Here is a 13,658-nt window from a genome sequence, read left to right on the forward strand (position 1 = left end):
GGGGTTTTGTTTTTTCTGGGATTTATGGTGAATTCTCAACTAAGTACCAAAGAACCCACGGGATAAGGAACATAGGCAAATCCGATGTGCAATTAGGTTTTGAACTTATTCCCCAACCTCAAACAAATGCGGTTTCTTAGGAAAGGGTTATTTATCCCTCTTCTGTCACTCTCTAAAAAGTCTTACAATTTCTAAACTCTGTAAGAGTGTTCCAAACAATAAATGATCCAAAACCAGAGATTGCTTCATTCCGCTCCGCTCCATATGGCTAACGCCACGCTCCGCGAACGCAATGACAATTGGGCATTTTTTTACTTGGAATACTCTAACTTTTGCCTGGAATGCGATTCTTACGGAGAGCTTCGCTATAGCTCTGTTCTTTTTCCTAATAGGAATTATACAAGATGAGCAAAGCACAAAATTTTGATGGTAAATACCTCAATCAGTTGATATTGCGTCGCTTGAAAACCTTTTATTAATAGGAAAACTCGGAGATTGACAGAAGAGAGTTATAGCCGTTTCAGATCAAACACGCCACAAAAATCAATCGCATAGTGAAGTCTGGTAATGGTTTTTATCCTTTTCATGTGTGGCACGTTTAACGTTTGATTTGATTGCAATTTGCTGTAAATTGTTGCGATAATTTTGACAATGCCTTAATTAATTGCATTAGTTTAGTCTAAATTTTATCTCCAATGCCCGTATATTCGGCACTACCGAAAATTGCATCTGGGTAGTGATAATACTTAAATTCTATTAAGTTATAAAAGGGGTCTTCTAAAAAGAAAGTACGATGTTCTAGAAGAGTATCAACAAAACGGTTTTTTGGTTCTTCTCGAAAATTTAGCTGTTTGATTTGCACCCTTAATAGTAAATTTTGCCAATCTTCTTCTGTAGTAAAAATTAAGCCAAAATGTCTGGGATAAATTGTTTTCTGAGGTACTAGGATATTTTTAGTAATGTGGGCTACTAATTGATGCCCATAAAGATTGAGAATTAAAGCATGGGAATTTTCACGTCCGGGTATGCAACCTAAACCATCAACATAATAGGCTTTGGCTTGAGGAATATCAGTAACAGGAAAAGCAAGGTGGAATAAAATCTTGTTCATAATTAGAGTTTGCTAAAAAGTCTTTTAGTTAGGGATAGGAGTCAGGAGTATGGCTTACGCCACGCTGCGCTATCAGAAAGAAGAAGGAGATCCGAATAGTATCGAATCTGGGTTATTAAGCGTTGTTAATTGTTAAATGTCAATTTTGATTGATTTATTTAGGTTTTTACTTTATTAAGCAAGACCTAATTAGAGTGAGTATATAGCAGTTTTATCTGATAACATTATGGCAAAAATACTCAGGATTTATCGCTTATGTTATCTTTAATAGATTCTGTTAATCCCTGGTTAATGGGAGTAGGCTTAAATGCAATTTTACTAGGAATAGTCGCAATTATTCCCAAAAAGTTGCTTACTCCCGCAGGTATATTGAATGCTGGGTTATTAGGAATAATCATTTGGGGAACATTAGGTTGGCAAGGATACCTAGTAGTAGTGTTTTATTTTATTGTCGGTTCAGGGGTAACACGCATTGGTATGGTAGAAAAAGAAGCCGCAGGAATTGCGGAAAAGCGTGCCGGTGCAAGAGGTCCAGAAAACGTTTGGGGTTCAGCATTAATAGCGGCTTTGTGTGCCTTGGGAGTGTTGTTTTTCCCTGATTTTAAATATTTACTATGCTTGGGTTATGTTGCCAGTTTTAGCACTAAACTATCTGATACTACAGCCAGTGAAGTTGGTAAAGCTTATGGTAAAAGCACCTTTTTAATTACGACACTGCAACCAGTTCCTAGAGGTACAGAAGGGGCAGTAAGTTTAGAAGGAACTTTAGCTGGTATGGTAGCATCAATAGCGATCGCTCTCATTGGTTGGGGAGTAAATTTAATTAATCCCCTTGGTATTGTTTGGTGTATATTAGCAGCATTTATCGCCACCAATTTAGAAAGTGTCATTGGTGCAACTTTGCAATCTCAATATACTTGGCTTACCAATGAAGTTGTCAATGTTTTTAATACCCTAATTGGGGCAATTGTGGCAATTATACTGGCATTAATTTACCAAAGTATCTTTGTTTAATTATTAACACAAATCAAAATTCAAGTAGGTTGGGTAACATCTGTCAACCCAACCTTATTATTTTTGTCATCCTGTTTACAGATTTTAAAATAGTGATCATCTAGAATCATTTAGTTTACCTTTTATCAGAAAATAGCATATTTCATTACCAGATATTAATTACATATTTAATTTATCGAATCTTTATTATTGCTAGAGATCATTTCCTACTGTTTTCTCTATTATTTAATGGAAAGTCTTATAGATGTTTTAGTATTATCCTCAGAATTACTTCATGGAATCTTCATCTTTTCTGACTGTCAATGACCAAGAAATAGCCCTAGCTGAAGTAGTCAAATACCTGCAAATATCTGGTAAATTGGGGAATTTCATTAGTGATGTCTTACGTCAGCACGTAATTGAACAAGAAATTAGTAACAGGGCAGAAATCGAAGTTAGTTCTGCATTAATTGAACAAACAATTATTGATTTCCGCCTCAAAAACCAATTAACAGATGCACAAAAATTCCAAGAATGGTTGACAAGCAATGGTACAGATTATACAACTTTTCATACATCTATTACCTTTAGTTTTCAATTAGAAAAACTCAAAGCATTAGTCACAGAATCCAAATTACCAGAATACTTTATTGAAAAGAAGATTTACTTGGATAGAGTGGTACTTTCCAGGATTCTAGTTGATAGTCGAGAACTAGCAGAAGAACTACAAACTCAAATTGAAGAAGGTAGTAGTTTTGAACAACTAGCAAAAGAGTATTCATTAGCAGATGAACGAGTCTTTAATGGGATGATGGGACCGATTAGTCGGGGAACTATACCGGACATTTTACGTGCGGCTGTAGACGCAACTACCCCCGGACAATTAATCAATCCCATAGAAATAGAAGGACGTTTTGCTTTATTTAGATTAGAACAAATTCTCCCAGCATCTTTAGAAGATCCTCAATTACAACAATCATTAAAAAATGAATTATTTGAGAAATGGTTAGGAGAGAAAATTCAAAGCCTGACAGTCAAAATTCAAGTGAATTAAAAGATATCAATCATCAACTTTTAGCAATAAATGTGTTAAATAATTTACCCTGGAATGAACCGCCCCTATCCTGGCTAAATGCTGAAGAACAAAGCGAATTAAAACAGCAAGCGGATATTCGTCACTATAAACTTGGCGAAAAAATTTGGTCACAAGAACTAGGATATGAACAGTTTGTAATTGTCACTGGTAAAGTGCGTTTACGTGAAGAAGGAGAAAGTAAAACTGTCGCAACTTTACAAACAGGAAATTGGTTTGGTGACTGTCAACAATTATTTGTTAATTGTAAAGCTGTGGCTGCTAGTAAGGAAGTAGTAGTAGTGTGTTGGAATGCGGAACTGTGGAAAAAGTTTATCAATCCTCAACTTGATGAATTTTGGAAAAGTTCAACAGATAAACAGGAGAAAGAAACCTTTTTAGCGTTTCCTAATTCCCCTATTTCTCCACCACCTTCAACACCTCCTCAACCGATAATTTCTAACTATCCCTTTGTGGGAAGTGGGAATACAGGTGCTGCTTGTTTAACAATGGTGGCGCAATATTTACAAAATCCTGTGCAGTTGGAATGGGTACAACGTCAATTGCGGGGACAAAAGCCCAAAAATCTAGTAGAAGCAGCGGAAAAAGTCGGCTTAGTTTTGCGAAAATTACAGGTTAATTGGCGGGAATTACGTCAATTATCTTTTCCGGCTTTGTTGTTGTGGAATGAAGCCAATCAAGAGGGAGAAAATTCACAATTAAAATGGGTTGTAGCTTATGGAATGAAAGGTAATTATTTAATTATTGCTAATCCCCAAAATCCTGATTATATTTGTGAACAATTACCCCAATCTGTGGTAGAAAATTGTTGGGATGGTACATTATGGCAAGCTGAATTAGTTTCCCAACAAGAGAAATTTAATTTAGCTTGGTTTACTCCCGCAGTTTGGAAATATCGGGGTTTATTAGGTGAGGTTTTATTAGCTTCCTTTACCTTACAATTATTGGGTTTAGCTTCACCATTAATTACCCAAGTCATCATTGATAAAGTGATGGTACAGGAGAGTTTAGCCACATTAGATGTCATGGCGATCGCTCTCTTGCTAGTGGCGACATTTGAATCTATTCTAGGTATGCTGCGGCTATTCATATTTACCCACACCGCCCGACGTTTAGATTTGAGTTTATCAGCCCAACTTTTTCGCCATTTAATGCGTTTACCCTTGGCTTATTTTGAGTCACGGAGAGTGGGCGATACAGTTGCTAGAGTCCAGGAATTAGAACAAATTCGTCAATTTCTTACAGGTACAGCTTTAACAGTAATTCTTGACAGTATCTTTGCTGTAGTGTATCTAGGATTGATGTTTTATTACAACATTCCCCTGACATTTGTAGCCTTAGCCGTATTACCATTGTTTGCGACTTTAACCATTGTTGCTACCCCAATTTTACGTAATTGGCTAAATGAAACCTTTAACCGTAGTGCGGACAGTCAATCATTTTTAGTAGAGACAGTCACCGGCATCCATTCAGTTAAAGCCCATGCAGCAGAACCAGTAGCTAGAGAACGCTGGGAAGGCTTATTTGCTCGTTTTATTCGCACCAGTTTTAAAGCTTCAACTACATCTAATATTAGTAGTAATATTGGTGACTTTCTCACCAACTTTTCTACCTTATTAATCCTGTGGTTTGGGGCAAAATTAGTAATTGATCAACAACTTACCATTGGTCAATTAATCGCCTTTCAAATGTTATCAGGACGAGTGACAAGCCCCCTACTAAGATTAGTCCAATTGTGGCAAAATCTCCAACAAGTCCTACTATCAGTAGATAGAATTGGTGATATTCTCAACGCTGCCCCAGAAACAGAAGCAGGAACAGGTTTAGTATTACCACCCCTCAAAGGTGAAGTTAATTTTGAGCAAGTTTTCTTTCGCTATAATGCCAACACTGAACCAGTCTTAAAAGGAATTTCATTTAATGTTGAACCAGGACAATTTGTAGGCATTGTTGGACGAAGCGGTTCAGGAAAAAGTACCCTTTCTAAAATTATCCAAAGACTTTACCAAATTGAATCAGGACGTATCCTCATTGATGGCTTTGATATCAAAAGTGCTGACTTAGCATCTTTACGACAACAAATAGCTGTAGTTCTCCAAGAAGACTTTTTATTTAATGGTACAATCTTGGAAAATATCACTTTAGGAAATTCAGATATTAGCGCCGAACAAGTTGTAGAAGCAGCCAGATTAGCAGTAGCCCATGACTTCATTAGTCAACTACCTTACGGTTACGAAAACAACGTTGGTGAAAGAGGTACAGCATTATCTGGAGGACAAAGACAACGCATAGCATTAGCCCGATTATTTCTAGCTTCTGCACCAATTCTCATCTTAGATGAAGCCACCAGTGCCTTAGATAGTGAAACCGAACAACAAGTATTACAAAACTTGAAAAATGTTTCCACAAACCGCACCGTCTTCTTAATTGCCCATCGTTTTGCCCCCCTCAAACGTGCTGATTTAATATTAGTTATGGAAAAAGGTGTAATAGCCGAACGAGGAACACATTTAGAACTCTTAAAACAAAAAGGTTTGTATTGGTCACTTTATCAAAGACAACAGGCAAACATTTAAAGTAAACTCTCTGCGCCTCTGCGCCTCTGCGTGAGAAAAGAGTTAATCCAAAACATTCAAACCCAAAGCAACAGCCCCCCATAAAGGTGCATCATCACCCAACAATGCCCGTACAACCTCAAAATTCACCTCTGGTAGTGCAGTTTCCCTAGCTACTTTTCGCACCACATTCCAGAAATTATCCCCAGCTTTGGTAACACCACCACCTAAAACAAACCGTTGGGGATTCATCAGATTGGCTACATTACCAATACCTACGCCCAAAGCCCAAGCGCCCCTATATAATACTTCTTGTGCCATTTCATCCCCATAAGCGGCTGCGGCACTGACCACCTTTCCTGTGATTAAATTGAGGTCATTTCCTATCAAATACCTGAGTATATCACCCCTGCCTTTACCGTCAGCACTGGGGGGTTCGTTCTCCAACATTTCGCGGGCATTTTGCGCCATATATGGACCAGAGGCTAAACGTTCTACACAGCCCCGTTTTCCACATAAGCATATTGGACCTCTAGGATCTACAACTATATGACCTATTTCTCCTGCCATTCCTAATGATCCTCGCCAGGGCTTGCCATCAAGTATCCAGCCTCCACCTACTCCTGTACTAATAGTAATGTAAAATAGGCTATCATATCCTTGTCCTGCCCCAAAACGGTGTTCACCAATAGCAGCAACATTAGCATCATTGTCTATACTGACAGGTACGTGATAATCTTCTTCAAGTAGTTGTTTGAGAGGAACATTTTCCCAGCCAGGAACGTGATGAGATAATCGGACTAAACCTGTAGTTGCATCCACTGGTCCACCAAAGCTGACACCAATAGCATCCGCTCTCTTTCCTTTTAACACAGATTTGATGAGCGATCGCATAATTTCTAAATCACTCAAAGCATCAGCATTTGCAGGTGAAAAACGTGATTCATGATCCAACCACTCCTTCGCACCAGCCTTGACTGTCGCGGCTGCCAACTTTGTCCCACCAAAATCCAGAGCTAAGATTAATGTCATATAATTTAAGAATAGGTAATTTAGGAAACAACCATCAAGTATCCACCATTATTACTTAATAGCAATTGCGCTGTCGTTCATTAAGAAACCATCTTCACTGTCTGGATATAAAATATTTCTGTATTAATTATTTTTGTAACATATAGGCAACCTAATTTATTACATTTGCAAATCCAATCCTACCGATGCTAAATTTTTGCTATTTTAGATAATATTAAGTTTTATGAAAGATAAATTAATCTAAAGATATATTTTTGTAGAATTTATCTAAATAATCAAAATAGTTGCTTTAAAAATTGAGTTAGGTTAGAGTCGAAATACATGACCGCATAAAAATAAAGTCTCCAGTATTTATATTTTTTTCATAAATAATTGAGAATATTTCGCAATATGAATAAATTAAGCTATAATTTAAAAGCTAGTGAATGTAAACAATTGATTGTACAAACAAAAGATAAAATTTGCTATTTAAGATCATTTAGAGAAAACATGAAAAAATAATTTAAATTTCAGAATTCAGCATTTAATAATACTGATTGCCAAAGTCTGAAATGAAAACCAGCTAGTCTAGAAATTCCCTATATCAATTGACCAGAAAATCAGCATTCTCAAATATTACATTTTTTTAAAGAGGATTTATTTAACCGGAAAAACTTTAAAAAATCAGAATTTGATAAAGTGCTTACCTAGCTTTTTCCTAACCATTTCCCATAAAATCTATCATTGAGTAAGTGTACATGAATAATTTTTTCTGTGCTGATCATTCACGACAAATACAAGAAGATGTAATTGGTAGTGCTACCAACTATCAGACTTATATTTTAGTAGAATGTCCTACACCTTGGGCTTATGAAGCTTTCAATTCTAAATGGGTTCCAGATAACTTAAGAAGTTTAGTAGAAGATATCCAACGTGCTAAACTACCAATTCGCTTTTTACTAATTGCTAATGATGAATCTCATCAGGTAGAAGAAACAACCTTATTAATTTATCAACAGCAAGAGGGACTGAGTAGCGGATATCAGAAACAGGAATTTAAATTACCAAATATTGAACAAGTAGCAGGAGTTGTTAGTAAATATTTAGCTGGTGTGACTACTGATTATGAAATAACATCTAGCATCACCAGAGATATATTAATATGTACTCATGGTAGCCATGATCAATGCTGTGCAAGATATGGCAATCCTTTTTATTTTTATGCTCAAAAAACGGTTTCTGATTTACAGTTAAATCATGTCAGAATGTGGAGATCAAGTCACTTTGGTGGACATAGATTTGCTCCCACGGCTATAGATTTTCCCCAAGGAAGATATTACGGAGTTCTTGATCAAGATGCCTTTAAATCAATTCTCACCCAGACTGGGGATATACAATGTTTGAATAAAGTTTATCGTGGTTGGGGAATCTTGCCAAATCCGCTACAAATTTTGGAAAGAGAACTCATGCTTCGCTTAGGTTGGGATTGGTTTAACTATAAGGTAACAGGTAAAATTCTAGAAAAAAGCTTAGATAATAATACGATTCTTGGAGAATTAAGTTTTGAACAACCTTCAGGTGATCTCTACACTTATCAAGCAAAACTTGTAAAAGATCCTGTGAAAACACAAACAGTCAAAGGTTCTTGTCATGCTTCACAAGAGATAGTATGTGTGAAATATGCTGTATCTCATCTTTGGCTTGTAGCGAAGAAAGTCGCAACTTATAGTTAATTGAAATATGCTGTAAGTAGGTGAACAGAAAAAAACCGCAATATGTAACGAAAAGTAAAATCTCCCAAAACCTCTTTCCTGCGATGCACTGAGCTTGTCGAAGTGTTCCCTTCCCATAACGACAATTTTTAACGCCAACCTACTTATGTATAAATATAGACTATAGTCAGTAAGGGTTTAGTAATGCTAAACCCTATTTTGTATACTTCTTTGAAGTTGAACCAACTTTTCATGAATATGAGATAATCTATAGCATTATTTACAAAGCTAATCATTAGACATTTCCGGTATAAGGATGTAGAGACGCTCTATAGATAGGGATTCTCGGCTCTGGGTTTTAAGTCACGCATATTTAATTTTCGGGGATGTTTATTTAAAATTTTTCAGTAAAATTACTATATACTTTACGGAAACAATCATGATATACGTAACTACGTATAGGGTAAGCAATCTTCACAAGACTTGTATTTCAAAAATCAAATAGGTATCCTGTAGAAGCATTACGTTCTCAATAAATCCATACATTTACTCAATATCCTAACATGAATCGTTTTTTATCAGGACTTACGCAAAACAGAACAAAAGTAGGGGTAATTCATGAATTACCCATAGGAAAGAATAATGTTTTCAGCTACATCTTATATAATTCCTCTTTATTACAAACATCATTTTTATCTCTGTTGTTAGTTTTCCTATTTCCCAGTTTAGGAAAATGTCAAGATATCCCTAATCAGCAAGATTTACCAAAAGTTAATTCTGAGTTACAATTACTTTTAAATAAGCCTAACCAAGACATACCTTTAAAATTAATTGATGCTGTTTATTTAGCTTTACAAAATAATCGAGATTTAAAAATAGCTTATCTGCAACGTATTTTAGATAAACAACAGTTAGCAGAAACTGAATCTCAATTTAATCCAACTTTTGGAACTCAACTATCATGGGATTTTAATAATAATGAAACTGGTAGTAATAGCAGTACTAATAAAAATGCTGCTCTCGGTGCTAATTTTAATTTAAAACTTCCTACAGGTACTAATTTAAGTTTAAGATGGCAAGGACGAAATCAAGTATTTAACAATAGTTCATTCTCTAGTTACTCTAGTACAGATATTCTTAATCAAGGTCTAAACTTGAGTTTAAGTCAACCTTTATTAAGGGGTTTTGGTACATACTTGAATACTTTGAATATAAAAAGGGCAAGATTAACAGAAAATACAAATATTTTATTTTTTAAGAATACTATTTCCCAAACAATCACTAATACAATATTGGTTTATAGAAATTTATTGTTAGCTCAAGAAAGATTGAAAATTGAAGAACTATCTTTTGCTAATGCTAAAAAAGAATTAGAGCAATTAGAAGCATTGTTTACCGATGGGAAAATTACTAAAAGTGATTTAGTTGAGCGTCAAGCGGATCTTGCTCAGAAAGAAGTAAATTTAGTTAATGTACAAACAAATTTAATCCAAGCAATTTCTGATTTAACTAAAATTACAGATTTACCTCTAAAAATGCTAATTGCTGCTGAAAAGCCTGCTCCTCCTACCAGTTTAGATCTACCAACTTTTGAAGAAATGCTAAAATTAGCTCAAGATAATAATACGAGTTATCTTATTGCTATTAATTCTGTGGAAAATGCCAAATTTACGATAGCAGAAGCCAAAGATCAACAACGATTAGATTTAAGATTAAATGTGAATTATGGGTTTAATAGTGCTTCTAATAGTGACGATACAAATAGTGTGACTTCATCTTTAGTATTAAGTCGTGAGTTTGGTAATCTTAGCCAAGATAATGCTGTCTACAAAAGTGAGATTGCTTTGCAAAAGGCTAATTACAATTTAGCAAAAACTCAAGATGATCTCAATGAGGAATTAAGAAATAAAATTCGTAATGCTAAGGATAGTTTTAAGCAAATTGAATTAGCTCGACTAGCACTTAATTTAGCGGAATTAAGACTTAACAATGCTAAGAAAAAAATGAAATCAGATAGTAATACCTCGATGACGGATATTATTAATTTTGAAAGAGGTTTAGTTGATGCTCAAAATCAAGAATTAAATGCAGTTATTAATCATCTTAATAGCATGACTCAATTAGAACAGTTTTTGGGTATTACGCTAAATAAATGGATTAAACAATAAAAAAATATACCTAGATCCCGGATTTGTTCAAGAAGTCCGGGATCTATTTCACTGCTGTAATTTAACTAATATCTAGCAATTGTCTCAGCAGCATTTGGTCATCTAGTTTAGCTTTTAAACGACCTTTTTCGACATCACGAATCCAGCTTTGGCTTTTTTCCATCAGCTTGGCTAATTCCCTTTGGGAAAGGTTCATTTTTTGCGTCCTTCTGTCACCTGTTCCCCTAGCAAATTACCTGTTTGTTGATGATTACTTTTGGTTTTAGTGGTGCGACGTTGTTTTTTATCTGATTCTGAACGCTTATCCCAGTCTGGAGGCAGTTCAAAAGATAAAATTCGTGCATTCATGAGCAAATTCCACTTACCACGGGGACCGCTGTCTGTGAGACGATTTTCACCACTACCATCATTAATCCAAAATTCCAAAGCTTCATCTGGATCTTCAGGAATATCAACTAATTTTGCCCATAAAGGTTGAATTTCTGGGGGATAGGTAACAGGATCAAATAATGGCTTAACTCCATAATGATTGAGAACTTCTAAATCATTTTCATAGGCTCTAAGTAGGCGTTTACGTTCTTCCCGATGCCTAGAAGCCTGAGTTACTTTTTCCTCACCATAAGCAACGCGCAGCAAGGTAGGAATAGTAATCCGTTGTTCTCTACCCATTTTGGTTTTAAATAATAACCAAAGCATGAGTCTAACAGCGCCTTCATGTTGTTGCCACAGACTCATGACTGTGGTTAAGAGGGTTTTGGGAAGGCTGCCATATTGATAAAATGCGGTGCGTTCTTTGCATCCTTGTCTGTTGAAGAAATGTTGAGTCCAAGTTCCAGCTTTGATAGTAAATGTCAGTCCAATTAAATATTTACAACCTTGATCATCTTCTTGGAAATGGTGCTGAGTATCTATCAAATTCCATAGATAAGTATCTTTAATAGAAAAACTGGGAACTCTTCCTTGTTGCGGCCAGTCAATAGAAACCATGAGAGAACAAGTTTGATAAACGATGTTTTTAATTAAACCGAGTTTGACGCTTTTGCTGAGGTCTTTACGTTTTTCTAAGCCCAAATACTGTTCAATTTGTCGTTCATCAATAGTAAATTCTTCTTCCCAAGGTTGATCTAGGGCTGTAATTTGAGCCGCAAAAATAAGATGGATACAAGCAGCACGGATGTCTAAATAATCAATTGCTTGTAAATTATTAGCGCAGTTATTACCTTGAAATAGGTCTTGAATGTGAAAGGAAATTGTCCCTCGTCCTTGATTAACTGAGCGACTGTAATGTAAATTATCTTCTTCATCTTTTTCCCATGCTAAAGATGTCCGTTGTGCTAGTAGATTACAAGCTTCCCAGATAACTATTGCTGAAGCAAAAGGGTTATTCTTGCCATTGGAAAATAAATCGGGACTGGTAGCATCTCGTGGTTCAACTTTACATCTTCCTTTTTTTGCGTATAAAGGTATGGGGGCATTTGTTGGACAAGCAATAACACATTGTGGTTCTGGATAATAACCCTCACAATTATTACAAAGGGCTGGATCAATCCAATATTCATCATCTTCGATTTTGATTGCACCCGTAGGACATAGGAGCCGGCAGTTGTCACATCCCACGCAACTGTTATTAGGAATTATATAGGGCATAGGAAGTCTTCCTACTGTAATCGTTGAGATGTTTGGCTCAAGTTTTCCCTGGATGTGTCCTTTTGATTCATAACTTGCTACCAAATTACCTCTATAACGAGAAAATATTTTCCTCGTCTGATTAATTACTCATAGGGATTGATGAAGCTGTATTTTGTAGTTATTGATATTTTCCAAAGTTAGGCTTCATTGCTTCTTCATTAACTATACATTTCATAAAGATTTCAATAAGATTGTTCAGAATGAGCTTGGCATAATTTCTTAATATTTACCTAGATAATTGTGGTAATAATGTTTATTTTGTCCTAAATAAATTTAGTTAAATGTTTTTAAATAACATCTTATGGCAGAGAATAGGGAATAGGGAATGGGGAACAATTGTAGATAATTGTAGTAAGTTAAGGTTTTTGATTTTTACGAAACTAGATAAAAACAAAATAGTTCAGAAATAGATAAAGTGTTTTTTCTGAGTTTGTGTTTATAAATACTGTAGGCAAGATATTTTTTATAACTAAAAATTTTTTGCAAATAGTAGGTCAATAAAGCCAATATAGATATTCTATAATTGATTATTATTCTTATTTAATTAGGTATTGTTAGCCTAGCTTAACAATGTTTATTGAGATATAAATTTAATTAAAATTTTCAAAAGCCTTTTGTTATCAGCTTTTAGCTTAAAGAAACCAAATCAATTGATTAATAAATAATATCATTTAAGATTTTAAATTAAGCAGAAATAAATAATATGATTTAGCAAGTCATCAAAATTTGATAAAGCAGTTAATTTTGTTATTTAAAAAGGAAATATTAGGCTAGGATTAAGATTAAAGGATTAACTCACATCTAGCTAAAATTGCTGAGGTTTTATTCATGGCGACATTAACAGGATTGACTTTTGGAGGTACTGCTTGGACTCCTAAATTTGCCCAAGAAATAGATAAAGAAAAATGTATCGGTTGTGGCAGATGTATGAAAGTTTGTGGTCATAAAGTTTTAGGCTTAATGGCTTTAAACGAAGAAGGCGAATTTGTAGTAGATGAAGATGAAGAAGAAGTTGAACGCAAAGTAATGGTTATTACTCATCCAGAAAACTGCATTGGCTGTGAAGCTTGTGCTAGAATTTGTTCCAAGAATTGTTACACCCATAGCACATTAGATAAATAACATTCTTGGTGATTTTGCAACGGTGTGATGTACTGCAACACACTGGTTATTTCCGTCAAGTTTCTAAGCAAGGTAATTAGAGGGGAATCTCAATATTTACCGTAACTGATTAAAAAGTTCAGAGTAAACAGAAACGTAAATCGTCAATTGTTATCATCTAACATAATCATACTTGCTACTATTTTTTCTCTTGCTATTTAATTT

Annotated in this window: 8 protein-coding genes and 1 pseudogene; 6 read left to right on the forward strand and 3 right to left on the reverse strand. The window is 35.1% G+C overall.

What is annotated here, in order from left to right; translation table 11 throughout:
• Positions 1-679 precede the first annotated feature (679 nt).
• Positions 680-1,111: a VOC family protein gene (locus tag FJR38_RS24540; RefSeq protein WP_168497340.1), complete on the reverse strand. Its 432-nt coding sequence runs from the start codon at positions 1,109-1,111 to the stop codon at positions 680-682.
• A gap of 255 nt (positions 1,112-1,366) precedes the next feature.
• On the opposite strand from FJR38_RS24540, the gene FJR38_RS24545 reads away from it, so the two are divergent.
• The 3 genes from FJR38_RS24545 (at position 1,367) to FJR38_RS24555 (ending at position 5,773) form a co-directional block, all read left to right on the forward strand.
• Complete coding sequence (locus FJR38_RS24545) at positions 1,367-2,125, forward strand: TIGR00297 family protein (RefSeq protein WP_168539973.1); 759 nt, start codon at positions 1,367-1,369, stop codon at positions 2,123-2,125.
• Between the two features lie 274 nt (positions 2,126-2,399).
• A complete protein-coding gene (locus tag FJR38_RS24550; RefSeq protein ID WP_168539975.1) occupies positions 2,400-3,158 on the forward strand; it encodes a peptidylprolyl isomerase in 759 nt (252 codons plus the stop codon).
• Complete coding sequence (locus FJR38_RS24555; protein ID WP_168539977.1) at positions 3,107-5,773, forward strand: type I secretion system permease/ATPase; 2,667 nt, start codon at positions 3,107-3,109, stop codon at positions 5,771-5,773. The genes FJR38_RS24550 and FJR38_RS24555 overlap by 52 nt, the downstream gene beginning before the upstream one ends.
• A gap of 42 nt (positions 5,774-5,815) precedes the next feature.
• Here FJR38_RS24555 and FJR38_RS24560 read toward each other — a convergent pair whose 3' ends face one another.
• Positions 5,816-6,784, reverse strand: coding sequence for an ROK family protein (locus FJR38_RS24560; RefSeq protein WP_168539979.1), 969 nt, complete (start codon positions 6,782-6,784; stop codon positions 5,816-5,818).
• 737 nt (positions 6,785-7,521) lie between these two features.
• On the opposite strand from FJR38_RS24560, the gene FJR38_RS24565 reads away from it, so the two are divergent.
• Together FJR38_RS24565 and FJR38_RS24570 are read left to right on the forward strand one after the other, a co-directional pair.
• A complete protein-coding gene (locus tag FJR38_RS24565) occupies positions 7,522-8,496 on the forward strand; it encodes a sucrase ferredoxin (RefSeq protein ID WP_168497365.1) in 975 nt (324 codons plus the stop codon).
• 542 nt (positions 8,497-9,038) lie between these two features.
• Positions 9,039-10,643 (forward strand): TolC family protein, encoded by a 1,605-nt coding sequence (locus tag FJR38_RS24570; protein WP_168539981.1) that lies wholly within the window; start codon positions 9,039-9,041, stop codon positions 10,641-10,643.
• A gap of 61 nt (positions 10,644-10,704) precedes the next feature.
• Here the strand turns inward: FJR38_RS24570 and FJR38_RS24575 are convergent.
• Positions 10,705-12,290: pseudogene (locus FJR38_RS24575) on the reverse strand (transcriptional regulator).
• An 870-nt stretch (positions 12,291-13,160) separates the two neighbouring features.
• Here FJR38_RS24575 and fdxB point away from each other — a divergent pair.
• Positions 13,161-13,454 carry a ferredoxin III, nif-specific gene (fdxB, locus tag FJR38_RS24580; protein WP_168497371.1) on the forward strand — a complete coding sequence of 98 codons (294 nt, stop codon included), beginning with the start codon at positions 13,161-13,163 and terminating at the stop codon, positions 13,452-13,454.
• Positions 13,455-13,658: the final 204 nt, after the last annotated feature.

The sequence above is a fragment of the Anabaena sp. UHCC 0253 genome, from assembly GCF_009712085.1.
Classification (GTDB): Bacteria; Cyanobacteriota; Cyanobacteriia; order Cyanobacteriales; family Nostocaceae; genus Dolichospermum.